We start from the raw sequence: 14,680 nt of genomic DNA, 5'->3' as shown, positions 1-14,680 counted from the left end.
GTTCGCCGGCCAACTGTGCGCGCAATCCTCTGGTCACAAACCCTTGGCTGTCTGTTGTATGCTAAATTGACCAGGTTGTCGATTGCAGTCAGCACGCAACACGGTAACGTAGTCACCATAATCCGTTGGGGAACTCATGAAACACCCGCACACTGGGCCTAAGAACCCTGCTGGCAATCTCGGCGCCGCACTGCTGACGGCGCTGGCCTTCGCGATCCTGGCGAGTCGTCCGCTGGCAGCCGTGGAAGTCCCCTATGATCTGGTTATCGCCGGGGGACGCGTGATCGACCCGGAGACCGGGCTGGATGCGGTCCGCAACCTGGGTGTCCGCGGCGCAGAGATCGCTGAGATTTCCCGGGCGCAGCTGGTCGGTGAGCGCACTATCGATGCCACGGGTCTGATCGTTGCCCCCGGGTTTATCGACCTGCATTCTCATGGGCAGTCGCTGGTCGCAGACAGAATGCATGCTTACGATGGCGTGACCACCACACTGGAGCTTGAATCCGGTGTGCTGCCGGTCGACGAGTGGTATCAATCACAAGCGCAGGCGGGCAGGGCACTGAATTACGGCACGTCTGCCGCCTGGACCTTCGCGCGCATCGCGGAGTTTGAGGGGCTGACACCCCGCGCAGAGGTGCAGTGGTTCCGTGATGCCTTCGCCCGCAAGCGCTGGGTTAGCGAACCCGCATCGAGTGAACAGGTGCAGAGCATCACTGCCTATCTTGAACAGGGGTTGCGCGACGGGGCACTCGGTATCGGGATAAACGGTGGCTACGCGCCAGGGGGAGGGTTTCGCGAACTTCTTGCAGTGCACAGCCTGGCCGCTCGCCATAACGTACCTACCTTCACGCACATCTCCTGCGACAATCCGCAGGACCCCGACAGCTCGGCGGAGTGTGTCGGACAGGTTATAGCCCTGGCGGCCAGTACCGGAAACCCGGCGCACATCTGCCACTTGAACAGCAGCAGTGTGCGGGCCGTTGATATTACGGCCGGGATGATTCAGTCGGCGCGCGCTTCCGGGGTTCCGATAACGACAGAGGCCTATACCTATGGCGCCGCCAGCACCACCATCGGTTCGGCGCTGTTCAGCCCGGATGCAATGGCGGCCAAGGGCGTGAAGGCGCAGGACATTGAATACAACGGCCAGAGGCTCAATGAAGAGAGTTTCAAAGCCCTGCGCGCAGAGCAGCCCGGTGCCATTATCGTAAAACACTTTCTGGATTTACCGGCGGAACGCAGCGTGTTGGACACCTCGGTTCTGCTCCCCGGCGGGGCGATAGCCAGCGACAGCATGCCCTGGATCGACGCGAACACGGGCGCGCTGATCCCCCATGACGCGTGGCCGCTGCCGGAAACAGCCTACGCCCACCCCCGGAGTGCCGGCACCTTCAGCCGCCTGCTGGCCGAATGGGTGCGCGAAAGCGAGTCGCTGAGCCTGACGGAAGCCCTGCGCAAGACATCGCTGATACCGGCAACGATCCTGCAGTCCTCGGTGCCGCAGATGCGCAAAAAAGGCAGGCTGCAGGTGGGTATGGATGCCGATATCGCCATCTTTGATTTGAACGCGCTGGAGGACAGGGCCACCTTTGCCAACCCCCGACAACCCTCCGTTGGCATGCGCTACGTGTTGGTCAACGGCGTGCCCGTAATTGACGAGGGAGAATTGCGCATGGACAGCATGCCGGGGAGAGCAATCAGGCGGCCACCGCAGAACACCATCAACGATAGACAGCAGGGACACTGACATGTTTGCCATGATCATAGAAAAGACCGGCGGCCCGGAAGTTTTCCGCAGAGCCGAGGTTCCGACACCCACACCTGCGGCCGGTCAACTACTGATTCAGGTTGCCTGCGCGGGAGTCAATCCTGCCGACTGGAAAAACCGCGAAGGGCACCTGGCCCAATACAGGCCTTACGTATTTCCCTACATTATCGGCTTTGACGCGGCCGGGCGGGTGGCGGCGATAGGGGAGGGGGTGCGCGGATTCACGGTGGGCGACCGGGTGTTTACCCCCACCAATCACGGCCAGGGTGGTCAGGGCAGTTATGCGGAATACACGCTGGCCGACGCCGACCGGGTGGCGCACATTCCCGAGGGACTCGGCTTTGCAGAGGCTGCGGCACTGCCTGTTGCCGCACTGACTGCGTGGCAGGGCCTGTTTGATCGGGGTGGCCTGGCACCCGGGCAATGGGCACTTATCCACGGTGGATCAGGTGGGCTGGGCAGTTTCGCCGTGCAATTTGCGCGCCGGGCAGGCGCACGCGTGGCGGCGACCTGTTCAACATCCAACGTGGAGTACGTGCAGGGGCTGGGCGCCGAACGGGTCATCGACTACCGCAGTGAAAGTATCTCCGGGGCGATCGCGGACTGGGCGTCCGGGGGTCTCGACTACCTCATGGACGCCGTGGGTGCCAGCACCTTGCCCGACGGCCTTGACCTCGTCAGACCGGGTGGCACCTTCGTCAGCATCCCCACCCTGGTCGATGACGGGGATATCCCGGCAGCGGCCGCGATGGCCGCCGAACGCGGTGTCAAACGGGTATTTTCAACCATGGACGACACCGACTGTGCCGCAACATTGACCAGAATCGCGCAGCTGCTGGTCAAGGGGGAGATCAGGCTGCCACCTATTGAGCAATACCCATTGGCGGCGGTCGCCGACGTCCACAGCATTCTGCAGGAAGGCCACAACCGCGGCAAGAAGGTGCTGAATGTCGCCGATCTCGACTAATCTCAAACAAGGAATCAAGCATGTCTGATCCACTAGCGGCCCTGAAGGGCAACGTCGCCGTCATTACCGGAGCCGGTTCCGGAATTGGTGAGGGCCTCGCGCACTGTGCCGCAGCTGCCGGCATGCAGGTGGTTGTGGCCGATATCGCGACAGATCGTGCAGAGAGCGTCGCAGGTGCGATCTGCGAGGCTGGTGGTGATGCAACGGCAATGCATGTGGATGTGGCACGTCCCGCGGCCATAGATGCGCTGGCGGATGCGGTTCATACGCGCTTTGGCGACGTGACAATGCTGTTCAACAATGCCGGTGTCGAAACGGTCGGTTACAGTTGGGAGCTCAGCAGCGAGCAGTGGGAGAAAACACTGCAGATCAATATCCACGGCGCGATTCATGGTGTACGCGCCTTTGCGCCCCGTATGCTCGCCAGTGGCAGGCGCGCCTGGATCGCCAATACCTGCTCAATCGGCGGGCTGGGAATGATGCCGCTGCAGACCTCATACATTCTCAGCAAACACGCCATGATCTCCTACAGTGAATGCCTGTTCCTGGAGATGCAGTTGAAGGGTGCGCCGATTCACGTCTCGGCGGTTCTCCCCGGACCGGTGGCGACCCGCATATTTGCCGATGGCGGCGGCGGGCAGGACGAGGGCAGTGTGCAGCACCGGGCTATGATGGACGCCATGCTCCACTCGGACGGTATTTCAGGCCTGGAGGCAGCGCAGCGCATTTTTCCCCAGGTGGTCGCCGGCGCATTCTGGGTGTCCACCCACCCCGAGGTCACACAGCAGATGGCCGCGGGTCGCGCTCAGCACCTCAGCGCACTGTCGACGCCCGCCTTACCGGCAGAGATTCTCGCCAGCATGGGCCTTGCCGTTCCGGAGTAAAGTGTGCGCCATCAGCCGGCTGTAAAGGCCGCTGCATGGGCCTCACGCAGCGTGCGCTTGAGTATTTTTCCCGAGGGATTGCGCGGAAGATCGGAAGCGATAATCACACGCTTGGGGACTTTGAACCCTGCCAGACGACCCTGACAATGTTCGATGACCGCCTGCTCATTGACGGCGCTGCCAGCATCTGCCTTGGCCACCACCACGGCCGCAACAGCCTCCACCCAGGTCGGATGGGGCAGGCCGATCACGGCGACCTCAGCCACCCATGGCAGCTGGTAAATGGTTTCTTCAACCTCGCGACCGGAGACGTTCTCACCACCGGTTTTGATCATGTCCTTTTTGCGGTCAACGATGGTCAGGTAGCCGTCATCGTCGAAAGTTCCCAGGTCGCCGCTGTGGAACCAGCCACCGGCAAAGGCCTCAGCGGTCTTTTCCGGGTTCTTGAAGTACTCGGTAAGGAGCTGCGGCGAGCGGTGCACCACTTCTCCGATGGCGCCCACCTCAACGTCATTCCCCGCGTCATCCACCAGGCGCGTTTCCACATGTAGCACCGGCTTGCCGGCCGAGCCGGCTTTTCGCAGCTGGTCCTCCGGCTTGAGGATCGTGGCCGTTGGGGCAATCTCGGTTTGTCCGTAGAGGTTCCACAACCGGAGTTGCGGCAGCCGCGCCTGTATTTCCTTGAGCACCTCCACCGGCATGATCGAGGCCCCGTAGTAGCCCTTGCGCAAGGCGGTGAGGTCCGCAGTGTCAAAACCGGGCGCCCGCAGCAGTGATATCCACACAGTCGGTGGTGCAAAAAACGACGTGATGCGCTCCTCCTGCAGCAATCGCAACAGGTTCTCGGCGCTGTTGTCGTCGGTAATGATGTTGGTACCACCCGCCTGTAATGAAGGGCCGAGGAAGCAGTCCAACTGCGCGCAGTGAAACAGCGGCAGGGCGTGCAGCAGCCGGTCGTGGCCGGCGACCTCGGCATCGGCAAGAATACTGCCGTACTGCCACAACACGGCGGCATGACTGAGCACCGCACCCTTCGGAGCCGACTCCGTGCCGCTGGTGTAAATGATTTGTGCGGGGGTACGCTCATCAACCGCTACCGGCTGTGACAGCGGCTCCACCTGCAGCAACTCCGAAAAAGCGCCCAGGCCCTCCGCTGGCGGACTGTCAAGATTCAGCCACAGTAGCGCCTCCACACGAGGGCAGAGACTGGCAACGGCTCGCGCCTTGTCCACTTCCGTTGGCCCCACGAGCAACAGGCGCGCTTCGCTGTGGTCGACGATATAGGCGGCCTCCTGCGCATTGAGCATGAAGTTGACAGGCACCAGGACTGCTCCGGCAGCAGCAATCGCGAATCGGGCCACGGCAAAGGCATTGGAATTGCGCGACAGAATCGCCACACGATCGCCGGGCTGGATACCCCGCGCCGCCAGACCAGCCGCCGCCGCACGGCACAGGTGGTGGAACTCTTCATAGGTCCAGCCAACACTGTGCTGGCGAATGGCCAGTTTTTGCGGGTGGCGCGCGGCGCTGCGCCGCAGTATGTCGTAAATGGATTGCTGACGAAGTGCGTTTTCGGTCATGGTCCTGCCAACTCCCTGGATTCTTGATTATATTTCACTGCTGACCCGGTGAGCGCCTGCTGGGGTTTGCATTGAACCAGTGCTTCAGCGGGCAGACAAGCCACCGCGCTGGTATGCCTCCTTGTGATTCTATACGCCTTTGCATGCCGTGACATTGACGACAGCAGCCACGGCAGATAGCTTGCGGGTTGACAATAATGAGCAGTGAAGTCCGCCCAATGATCATCGCACAAGACGAAATTGTCGTGAAAGCGCAGCATCTGTCTGCAGTCGAGGCGCTGTTTCAGACACACTATCGGGAGGCTGCGGAGGCACGTGGCATGCGCTTTCAGTCTCTGCACGTGTCGCCTCCGGTCGCCATCACCGAAGCGCCGGTGACACTCTGGCTACGCTGGACCATTGCCGACCCGGCGGCCTGGTGGGTCATGCGCGCACAGTCAGGGACGAAAGAGGTCGCCAATTTCTGGGCTGCTGTCGATAAACAGAGTCTGTCCCGCAGGCGCACCTACCTGATGGAGCCGGACGCAGCGGAACTCACGCTGCCAGGTGCCGAGCGCTCCACGGCAGCCAGCAGAGGCTACCGCGAGACCGCACAGTTGCAGATTTGCGCGGACAGTGCGGATGTACTGCAACAGGCGCTTTCCCTGTGGCTGCCGCGACTTCCGGGGCTGGCGTCAAGCGAGCTCGGCAGCAACCTCGCCCCCGAGTACGCAGCAGGGCACCTGACACTGGACCTGCTGTACCCGGATGCCAGCACCGCGGCGCGGGCGCAGGCGAGTGATGTGTGGCAGCGCCAGATTCTTCCTGAGCTCTCGCGGAACTGCAGTGCCGTGCATGCACTGGCGCTGGAAACCGTCGGTGCCGGTCTGCGGGAGCCCGACCTGGCTGGCGGGATCAAACGCACAGCATTCTTCAGACTGCAATCCGGCCGCGAGAACACGACTGCAGAGGCCTTTGAACGGGACCTGCTCGCCATGCCACACCACATTCGCGAAATTCGCAACTGGCGCCTGAGCCGAGCTGTCCCGGTGGATTGGCAGCATGCTGTCTGTGCGCCATGGACCTGGGTATGGGAGCAGGAATTCCGCACCGTCGATGACCTGTTGGGGCCATACATGGTGCACCCACACCACTGGGCCCATATTGATCGCTGGTTTGACCCGGAGTCGGGTGCACAGGCTATCGATACAGCGCTCTCACACGCATTCAGCCCGTTTGGCAGCAGCGTGCTGGCGCGAGAGCTCGTGGAGCAGGGTGAGGGGATCTGAAGGGTCCTGCAATAGAGTCCAAAGACACAGTTTATTCAGGAGGCCATTGACATGGGAACACTGCTGGACGGTAAAGTTGCTCTGGTTACGGGTGCCAGCCGGGGCATCGGTCGTGCGCTTGCCCAGCGCCTTGCTGCCGAGGGCGCGACGGTCGTGCTGACGGCACGCAGCCTCGACAGTGCGGGCACCTATGCAGGCACACTGCATGAGAGCGTAGCGCTGATTGAAGGGCAGGGTGGAGTGGCCTATCCGCTGCAGGCGGACCTCGAAAGTGACACGGATCTCGACTCTCTGATAAGCCGCACGATTGCACTCACCGGTGGGCTGGACATCCTGATCCACAGTGGCGGCAAAGCCGAATACGCCCCGACGGCGATCATGGACCCGGCAACCTTCGAGCGTACTTTTCATCACTATCTGCGCGCGCCGTTTCGGCTGATCCAGCACGCAGTACCCGAAATGCGCAAACGTGGCGCTGGCTGGATTGTCACGCTGGGGTCGGTAACTGCCCTGCCACCGACCCGCCCCTATGATGTGTTTGCGACCCAGGGGGGAGGCACTGTCTATGCGTCCATCAAGGCCGCGGTGCACCGCATGACCCAGGGTCTGGCCGCGGAGCTTCTGGCTGACAACATTGCCGTAAACACCCTGAGCCCGAGCACCGCTATCCGCACACCCGGAGCCAGTGAGTACATTCCGGAAAGCTACCCGACTGAGCGCATTGAATACATCGCGGAGACCGGCCTCGCACTCTGCCACCTGCCGGCCGCTGAGCGCACTGGGCTCACTGCCTACAGCCTGCATTTTCCGCTGCAGCATGCGCTACCGGTCTACTCACTCGACGGGTGCCAACGTATTGAGGATCCAATACTGCCCGCCTACTCGCACCCCGGCATCGATTCATAGCCAGGGGCGGGCGAAAGGATCAGCCTCACAGTGACCCGAAGCGCCGCGCCAGACGGCGCAGGAGAGGGGCCAGCAACACCGGGAGCACACTCGCCAGCGCAACCAGCAGCCAGCCATCGGGCCCTGGATGGACGAGAGACAGGACCGCGGCAAGGGGGGGGAAGTACACCGCAGCCGCGATAAGTGCACTGCACAGCCCGAGTGCCGCCCAGATCCAGGGGTTGCCGGTGATTTCATTGCGCAGCCAGCGCCCGCTGTCCTCGCGAATATTGAACACGTGCCACATCTGCGCCAGGGCCAGGGTGAGAAAGGAGACGGTCACCGCCTTGCTGGCGTCGAAACCGAGTATCAGACGGCCGACCGCCATCGCGCCCAGTACCACCAGGCCAATCAGTGCCGCATACAGGCCGATGAGCACCCAGTGCTGGCGCATCAGTACACGCTCCCCGGGGGATCGCGGCGGGTGTTGCATGGCACCCGGTGCACCTTTCCCTACACCCAATGCCAGCGCCGGAAACACATCCGTCACCAGGTTCAAAAACAGGATCTGCAGGGGCAACAGGGGCAATGGCGCACCCGCGACTGTCGCCAGCACGACCACCAGCACTTCGCTGATATTGCAGGACATCAGATAAACAACGAATTTGCGGATATTGCTGAAGATCGCCCGACCTTGCGCAATGGCAGCGACAATCGTGCGAAACTCGTCATCCTGTAACACCATGGCGGCGGATTCCCGCGCGATGGCTGTGCCCCGAATACCCATCGCCACACCAATATCGGCTTTTTTCAGCGCTGGCGCATCATTGACCCCATCGCCCGTCATGGCGACGACCCGGTCTGCGCGCTGGTGCAGATCAATGAGCTTGAGTTTCTGCTCCGGTGTGACACGTGCGAACACGCGTACGTCCAGCAGTTCCTCCGTCGCCTCGCTTTCGAAGACCTGCTGCAAGGCCTCGCCATCTACAACCCGGGGGGGCTGACCCTCTGCGACAATGCCCGTGTCCAGCGCGATGCGCGCGGCCGTCGCCGCGTGGTCTCCGGTCACCATGACCACAGTGACCCCCGCGGCGTGGCACTGTTCGATGGCCTCTTTCACGCCCTTGCGCGGGGGATCTTCCATGCCAATAAGACCGAGTAGCACGAGGTCGCTGTACGGTGAGTCCTGCTCAGACGCGAGCCGTCGCTCGGCTATCGCCAGCGTGCGCAGCCCGGTGGCTGCCAGATCTTCTGCACGCTGTAACCAATGCTGGCGGCCCGCATCATCCAGGTCATGCACGGCTTCGCCCTGCTGTTGTGCACGACACAGTGGTAGCACACTCTCTGGCGCACCCTTTACGGCGGCGAAAACGCCATCGGCATCGCGGTGGATCGTGGCCATGCGCTTGTCTTCGGCACTGAAAGGCTCCTCACGAATCTCGGGCATGGCTGCCAGCAGAGCAGGGCGGTCCAGTCCCAGTCGGGCGGCAGCAGCCAGCAGGGCCAGTTCCGTGGGATCACCCGTCGCATGCTTCTCGTCCTCGGCCTCGTCACCCAGAGAGGCGTTGCAGCACAGAGCTGCGCGTTCAAGCAGGCGGCGAGTTACCCCCGTGTCCCCGGTGCTGTCTCCTTCGCTCTGGAAGCCGATATCCGCGTCGGCCAGCAGCACCTGAGTTACCGTCATCCGGTTTTCCGTGAGGGTGCCGGTCTTGTCAGTGAGAATAACGCTGGTCGCCCCGAGTGTTTCAACCGCGGACAGACGGGTAATCAGCGCGTTGCGTCGGGCCATGCGCCACATGCCGCGAGCCAGCGCGATGGTCGCCACGATGGGCAGACCCTCGGGGATCGCAGCAACGGACAGGGCAATCGCAACCTCGATGGCGAGAGCGAGGTCACGACCGGTAAGGACGCCAATCACTGCCAGCATCACGGCCATCACCAGCACCAGCCACACCAGACGCTTGCCCAGCGCGTCAAGGCGCTTTTCAAGCGGCGTCTGGCGCGGCTGCGCGGTGCTCACCTGAGCGAAAATACGGCCGAATTCGGTATCCATTCCCGTGGCAACCACAAGGCCGCTGCCGCTGCCACGGGTGAGTGCGGTGCCGCCGAAGGCAATATTCGGCCGTTCCAGCAACGATGCTTCTGCCGCAACTGCGTCGACCTGTTTCCGTACCGGAAGTGACTCGCCGGTGAGCACTGATTCATCCGCCTGCATCCGGGCGGCTTCCTGTAAACGGAGGTCCGCCGGTATCACATCGCCGGCTTCCAGCAGTACCACATCACCGGGTACCAGCCCGGAGGCCGGTATGCGCTCCGCACGCCCGCCACGCAGCACCGTGGTCTCCGTCCGGGCGATACGTCGCAGCGACTCCATGGAGCGTGTTGCCCGCCATTCCGTGGTGAAGCCCAACACGGTATTGAGCGCGATAACAACCGCAATGGCCATCGCCTCTATGGTGTCGCCCATAAACAGGGCCATCCCGGTAGCGACGAAAAGCAGCAACACGACAATGCTCCGCAGCTGGGCCAGCAGAATCGACAGGGCAGGGCGTGGCTTGCTCTCACGGAAGACATTGGGGCCGAAATGCTGTCGACGACGCCGCAGTTCGTCTGCCGCCAGTCCCCGCGTGGGATCAACAGCCAGCGCTTCTGCAACGTGCTCCACAGGGTGCATCCAGGGCTTCGCCAGACGAGGGTCGTCAGCCCCGGCGGGCAGGCTCCCGCAGCTAGCGTCGCGTTGCGGCGAGTATCTGGTCAAGCTGGTTGGCAAAGCGTTGTTTGTCCTGATTGTTGAGTGCCGGCGGGCCGCCCGACTGAATCCCGCTGGCACGCAGGGTGTCCATGAAATCCCGCATATTGAGTTTCGGCTGAATATTGTCTGTCGTGTAGCGTTCACCCCGTGGTGTCAGCACCAGGGCACCCCGGGCAATCACTTCGGCCGCCAGTGGGATATCCGCGGTAATGACCAGGTCTCCCGGTTTCGCTAGCCTGACGATCTCATCATCCGCCACGTCAAAACCGGCGCTCACCTGCAGCGAGCGGATATTCGCATCCGCAGGGACTTGTAGCGGACGGTTTGCCACCAGGGTCAAACACAGGCCGGTGCGACGGGCCGCCCGAAACAGAATGTCCTTCGCCATGCCCGGGCAGGCGTCGGCATCAACCCAGATATCCAGTGCGTGTTCCTCCTTTGTGATCGCCGCATGGTGCAGGCGCGAGAACGTCAGTGTATCCCAGCGACCTGTGAGCCGACAGTGAGGTCATCCGCTTGCGCGACCTATCGCTGTCACGCCTGGTGGCTGGCTCTCATCAACACAGCCCTGGGCAAGCAGGGGGCGCCAGCCCGCACCGGCCTGTGCATAACTGTGTGTCCGAATCCTTTATTTAACATAATATATATTATACGCAGTTGTGGATTCTTTTGATAATTACAGATTTGCCGGTTTTTACAGGGCGCCGGACACATTTTCGCCTGCAAACTGGCGTTCGCGCCCTGGGCTGTCGTCCGCGGCATGGCCTGTGACCGGCGCGCATGACGTCCGCCGTGGCGTGCAAGCGCCCCTGCACTGACCAACATGAAGAAGTGTGGTAGCGTTCTGGTCTCGCCGGCTGAACAGCCGGTGAATTGACGCGGTGCTCTCTCGTAGTAGCCAGATGCCTGTGACGTTGGATCAATCGATGCGAAATGACCCTGCTCCCGCCAAACGGCAGGAGGTTACCGTGCTCACCTACAATATCCACAAGGGGTTTTGCACTGGCAACCGACGCTTTGTGCTGGAAGGCATTCGTGAACGAATCGTGGAATCCGGCGCTGACGTGGTTTTTCTGCAGGAGGTACACGGCTGGGCGCACGCCAGTCCGCGACGGCAGAAGCGTTTCAGCTACCCGGAAGAACCGCATTTTGAATATCTGGCGGATCAGGTCTGGCCGCACTACGCCTACGCGCGCAATGCCATCTACCGTAAGGGGGATCACGGCAACGCCCTGCTGAGCCGCTTCCCCATCGTGAGCACGGAGAACATCGATGTGTCGCTGTTTCCCCGCTCCAGCCGAAGCATCCTGCACAGCGTCCTGGCGCTGCCGGGTTCGGGCACCCGCCTGCACACACTGTGTGTGCATCTTGGCCTGCTCGAGCGCGAAAGGCGCACACAGCTGGCGACGCTGGTGCGCCGGATAGAGGCCCACGTCCCGCATGACGAGCCCCTGATCCTGGCCGGGGATTTCAACGACTGGCGCCAGCGCGGAGCGCAGTACCTGCAATCCCAGCTGGGTCTCGAGGAAGCCTTCCTGGCGCTACAGGGCAGGCATGCACGCACCTTCCCGGTATGGGCACCGGTGTTTCCGGTCGACCGGATTTATTACCGTGGCGTACAACCGATCAGCTGCCAGCGCTTGCGCGATGGGCATTGGCGGGACCTGTCGGATCACGCGGCCCTGCTGGCCCAATTTGCGCTATGAGCCGCTGCAGCGCGGCTGACGCAACAGCCCTACCCCCTGTCCACGCGCAGCCGGCTCAGCCGTATCGCCTGAATATGCCAGTGCCCATCCAGTTTGACGTAGCGCTCGTGGTAGTGCCCGTAACCGTGTAGCCAGGCAAAGGGCAGAGCCGAGCCCGGCCCAGGCCATAACTTGTCCTCCATCGCCCAGACACCAGCGGCCGTTGTCGGTGACTCAATCGTGATCTCAGGCGTGTGCCCATGATGCACGGTAACCACCTGCTCGAGAACCGGTGCGAGACCCGCCACATAGGCCGCCGCACCGTGGGTCAGCAGGGTGTCATCATAGACGCCCGTCGCGGCGCGGAAGTCGGCAACAAGGTCCGGTGCGAACACGGCTTCGAAGGCCTGCCAGTCCTTGCTGTCCAGCGCACGAAAATAGCGCGCCTTCAGCGCGCGAATGGCCTCAATGGCCACCAATTGTTCGATATTGGTCATCGACACTCTCCTGTTTGTCCGCACCGGGGCCGGTGACCTGAACCGTTGCTTGTTTTCTGCGCCGGGCAGCCCGCCAGCGCTGGCCTCGCCTCGCTGAGCCAGATATAAAAGGGTTTCAGTGGGCGGCACTGATTTCAGTCACGCCTCAACCACAGGCAAACTCACCGGAGAACTCGCCATGCGCATCGCACTACAACCCAACATCCCCGGCCTGGTTGACCAGCTCCAGGCTCTGGGGCACGGGATTGAGGTGCTTATAGTGCCCAGTGATGCCAGCCTCGCGCAACAGCCCCTTGCTGCCGATGTGCTGCTGTGTACAGCGACCGGTAGTGGCGACCTCCCCTCACTCCTGAGCGCCTGCCGGGGGCTGCGCTGGATTCACGTGCTGGGTACCGGCATTGATAATTTCCCCCTGTCGCTGGTTGGGGATGCCGTGCTCACCTGCTCTCGTGGCGCCACAGCCACCCCCATGGCCGAGTGGGTCCTGGCGATGATGCTCTGCCATGAAAAACAGCTGCCGACACGCTGGATCAATGAGCCGCCCGAGGCGTGGTACCTGGCGGATCTCGGCTGCCTTGAGCAAAAAAACCTCGGGCTTGTGGGCCTCGGCGCGATTGGCGAAGCCGTCGCCCGGCGCGCATTGGCTTTCGACATGCAGGTCATCGCCAAGGTGCGCTCCTACCGAGACAGCCCCCTGACCGGTGTACAACTGGTGGAACACCTGACCGAATTGTTGCAGGCGGCTGACCATGTGGTACTCGCCCTGCCCGCTACGCCTGCAAGCCGCGGCCTGATCGACGCCCAGGCGCTGGCCACGATGAAGCCCGGCGCCCATTTGATCAATGTGTCTCGCGCCGCACTGGTCGATCAGGATGCATTGAGGCTCGCACTGGATTCAGGCCAACTGGCCCGGGCCTCTCTTGATGTCGTCGACCCCGAGCCACTGCCCGCGGGCCACTGGATTTACGGGCATCCAAAGATCAGGCTGAGTGCCCATGTTTCCTGGAGCGGGCCCAATATGGCCCAGCGTCTACTCGCGCCGTTCATCGCCAATGTGCAGGCATTTATTCGCGGCGAACCCCTGCAGGGGCTGGTCGACACGCAAGCGGGCTATTGAAACCGATAACGACTGAGGATATCAGCATGAACAAGAACAAACTCCCCCCACGTGTCGTGCGCTACGGCGGTGCGATGTATGGCGAGGCGGAAATCAGCAATGTGAACGCGGTGCTGGCCGACCCGATGGGCCTGGTGCCCGGCAATCGCGTGTGTGAGTTCGAACGCCGCGTTGCGGACTTCATGGGCAAGCGTCACGGGGTCATGGTCAACTCCGGTTCTTCGGCCCTGATGATTGCCATGCGCCTGCTCAACCTGCCGGCGGGCTCCGAAGTCATCACCCCTGCCCTCACCTTCTCTACCGACGTCGCCAGCATCTACCAGGCGGGCTACAAGCCGGTGTTCATTGATGTAGGGCTGGACGACTACCAGATTCTGGTGGACCGTGTGGAGGAGGTGATCACCGAGAATACCCGCGCGTTGCTGGTTCCGGACCTCATCGGCGGCATTTGCGACTGGGATATCCTGCGCAGCATCGCGGACCGACACGGCCTGCTGCTGGTGCACGACTCTGCCGACACGCTGGGCGGCAGCCTGCGCGGGCGCAAAACCGCCACCCGCGCCGACATTTCCATAACCAGTTTTTCGATCTTCCACATCATCACCGCGCTGGGCAACGGCGGCATGGTGTTTTTCGATGATGACCGCTACCTGGATGCCGCTCTCAGCCTGCGCGCCTGGGGCCGCTCGTCAGAAAAGTACATGTTCGGCACCAAGGTCAGCGAGAGCGACGGACGCTTCCTGGAAAAGCTGGATAACCTCGATTACGACTCCCTGTTCATTTTTGAGGACCTGGCCTACGGGTTCATTCCCAATGAAGCCGGGGCGGCCTTCGGCATCGGCCAGATGGACCGCATCGACGAACTGTGGCGCCTGCGCAACGAGCGTTTCCAGGGTTACTACCGGTTTTTCGAGCGCTACGCTGACAAGTTCATCGTCCCCACGACGCTGCCCGAGACAGAAACCACCTGGATCTGCTTTCCGCTGCAGATTCGCCCCGAGACCGGCTGGCGCCGCAAGGCGCTGCAAATACATCTGGAGGACAACGGTATCTTCTCCCGCGTGATCTTCTCCGGCAACATTACCCGGCAGCCCATGCTGCAGGGCCGGGATTTCCGTGTGCATCCCGCGGGGCTGGCCAACTGCGACCAGATCATGGAGTTTGGCATCATGCTGCCCTGCCACCCCACGATGACCGCCGAGGACTGCCGCTATGTGGAGCAGGTGCTGGAGGCCTTCATCGAGGCCGACGGTGCACCCTAAACGCGCAAACTCGCC

12 protein-coding genes are annotated in these 14,680 nt (G+C 62.3%); 8 read left to right on the top strand and 4 right to left on the bottom strand.

Annotation, left to right across the window (positions count from 1 at the left end; all coding sequences use genetic code 11):
* Nucleotides 1-136: 136 nt before the first annotated feature.
* The 3 genes from R3E49_RS04490 to R3E49_RS04480 are packed head-to-tail and all read left to right on the top strand — an operon-like array spanning nucleotide 137 to nucleotide 3,619.
* Nucleotides 137-1,747 (top strand): amidohydrolase family protein, encoded by a 1,611-nt coding sequence (locus R3E49_RS04490; protein ID WP_371293954.1) that lies wholly within the window; start codon nucleotides 137-139, stop codon nucleotides 1,745-1,747.
* A 1-nt stretch (nucleotide 1,748) separates the two neighbouring features.
* A complete protein-coding gene (locus tag R3E49_RS04485; protein WP_371293953.1) occupies nucleotides 1,749-2,735 on the top strand; it encodes an NADP-dependent oxidoreductase in 987 nt (328 codons plus the stop codon).
* A 20-nt stretch (nucleotides 2,736-2,755) separates the two neighbouring features.
* A complete protein-coding gene (locus tag R3E49_RS04480; RefSeq protein ID WP_371293952.1) occupies nucleotides 2,756-3,619 on the top strand; it encodes an SDR family NAD(P)-dependent oxidoreductase in 864 nt (287 codons plus the stop codon).
* Nucleotides 3,620-3,630: 11 nt separating this feature from the next.
* Here the strand turns inward: R3E49_RS04480 and R3E49_RS04475 are convergent, their stop codons facing one another.
* Entirely contained in the window at nucleotides 3,631-5,199 is a 1,569-nt protein-coding gene (locus R3E49_RS04475; RefSeq protein WP_371293951.1) for a fatty acyl-CoA synthetase, read from the bottom strand.
* A gap of 218 nt (nucleotides 5,200-5,417) precedes the next feature.
* On the opposite strand from R3E49_RS04475, the gene R3E49_RS04470 reads away from it, so the two are divergent.
* Together R3E49_RS04470 and R3E49_RS04465 are read left to right on the top strand one after the other, a co-directional pair.
* The gene (locus R3E49_RS04470; RefSeq protein ID WP_371293950.1) at nucleotides 5,418-6,467 is read left to right on the top strand and encodes a Dabb family protein; all 1,050 of its coding nucleotides are present in this window, start codon (nucleotides 5,418-5,420) and stop codon (nucleotides 6,465-6,467) included.
* A 51-nt stretch (nucleotides 6,468-6,518) separates the two neighbouring features.
* Nucleotides 6,519-7,373 carry an SDR family NAD(P)-dependent oxidoreductase gene (locus R3E49_RS04465; RefSeq protein ID WP_371293949.1) on the top strand — a complete coding sequence of 285 codons (855 nt, stop codon included), beginning with the start codon at nucleotides 6,519-6,521 and terminating at the stop codon, nucleotides 7,371-7,373.
* 25 nt (nucleotides 7,374-7,398) lie between these two features.
* Here R3E49_RS04465 and R3E49_RS04460 read toward each other — a convergent pair whose 3' ends face one another.
* Both R3E49_RS04460 and R3E49_RS04455 read right to left on the bottom strand, forming a co-directional pair.
* The gene (locus R3E49_RS04460; protein ID WP_371293948.1) at nucleotides 7,399-10,017 is read right to left on the bottom strand and encodes a cation-translocating P-type ATPase; all 2,619 of its coding nucleotides are present in this window, start codon (nucleotides 10,015-10,017) and stop codon (nucleotides 7,399-7,401) included.
* Nucleotides 10,018-10,078: 61 nt separating this feature from the next.
* Complete coding sequence (locus R3E49_RS04455; RefSeq protein WP_371294289.1) at nucleotides 10,079-10,528, bottom strand: YaiI/YqxD family protein; 450 nt, start codon at nucleotides 10,526-10,528, stop codon at nucleotides 10,079-10,081.
* A gap of 544 nt (nucleotides 10,529-11,072) precedes the next feature.
* Here R3E49_RS04455 and R3E49_RS04450 point away from each other — a divergent pair.
* Entirely contained in the window at nucleotides 11,073-11,810 is a 738-nt protein-coding gene (locus R3E49_RS04450) for an endonuclease/exonuclease/phosphatase family protein (protein ID WP_371293947.1), read from the top strand.
* A gap of 29 nt (nucleotides 11,811-11,839) precedes the next feature.
* Here R3E49_RS04450 and R3E49_RS04445 read toward each other — a convergent pair whose 3' ends face one another.
* Entirely contained in the window at nucleotides 11,840-12,286 is a 447-nt protein-coding gene (locus R3E49_RS04445) for a nuclear transport factor 2 family protein (protein ID WP_371293946.1), read from the bottom strand.
* A 178-nt stretch (nucleotides 12,287-12,464) separates the two neighbouring features.
* On the opposite strand from R3E49_RS04445, the gene R3E49_RS04440 reads away from it, so the two are divergent.
* Nucleotides 12,465-13,403 carry an NAD(P)-dependent oxidoreductase gene (locus tag R3E49_RS04440; protein ID WP_371293945.1) on the top strand — a complete coding sequence of 313 codons (939 nt, stop codon included), beginning with the start codon at nucleotides 12,465-12,467 and terminating at the stop codon, nucleotides 13,401-13,403.
* A gap of 26 nt (nucleotides 13,404-13,429) precedes the next feature.
* On the top strand, nucleotides 13,430-14,665 hold the full coding sequence (locus tag R3E49_RS04435) for a DegT/DnrJ/EryC1/StrS family aminotransferase (protein ID WP_371293944.1): 1,236 nt from the start codon (nucleotides 13,430-13,432) through the stop codon (nucleotides 14,663-14,665).
* Nucleotides 14,666-14,680 lie beyond the last annotated feature (15 nt).

The sequence above is a fragment of the Haliea sp. genome (assembly GCF_041395985.1).
GTDB lineage: Bacteria > Pseudomonadota > Gammaproteobacteria > Pseudomonadales > Halieaceae > Haliea.
This window is presented reverse-complemented; position numbering and strand designations above follow the sequence as displayed.

Coding starts and splice junctions, on each gene's coding strand:
- R3E49_RS04470 (WP_371293950.1), top strand. CDS start 5,418: ATGATCATCGCACAAGACGAAATTGTCGTGAAAGCGCAGCATCTGTCT.
- R3E49_RS04440 (WP_371293945.1), top strand. CDS start 12,465: ATGCGCATCGCACTACAACCCAACATCCCCGGCCTGGTTGACCAGCTC.
- R3E49_RS04445 (WP_371293946.1), bottom strand. CDS start 12,286: ATGACCAATATCGAACAATTGGTGGCCATTGAGGCCATTCGCGCGCTG.
- R3E49_RS04485 (WP_371293953.1), top strand. CDS start 1,749: ATGTTTGCCATGATCATAGAAAAGACCGGCGGCCCGGAAGTTTTCCGC.
- R3E49_RS04435 (WP_371293944.1), top strand. CDS start 13,430: ATGAACAAGAACAAACTCCCCCCACGTGTCGTGCGCTACGGCGGTGCG.
- R3E49_RS04490 (WP_371293954.1), top strand. CDS start 137: ATGAAACACCCGCACACTGGGCCTAAGAACCCTGCTGGCAATCTCGGC.
- R3E49_RS04475 (WP_371293951.1), bottom strand. CDS start 5,199: ATGACCGAAAACGCACTTCGTCAGCAATCCATTTACGACATACTGCGG.
- R3E49_RS04480 (WP_371293952.1), top strand. CDS start 2,756: ATGTCTGATCCACTAGCGGCCCTGAAGGGCAACGTCGCCGTCATTACC.
- R3E49_RS04465 (WP_371293949.1), top strand. CDS start 6,519: ATGGGAACACTGCTGGACGGTAAAGTTGCTCTGGTTACGGGTGCCAGC.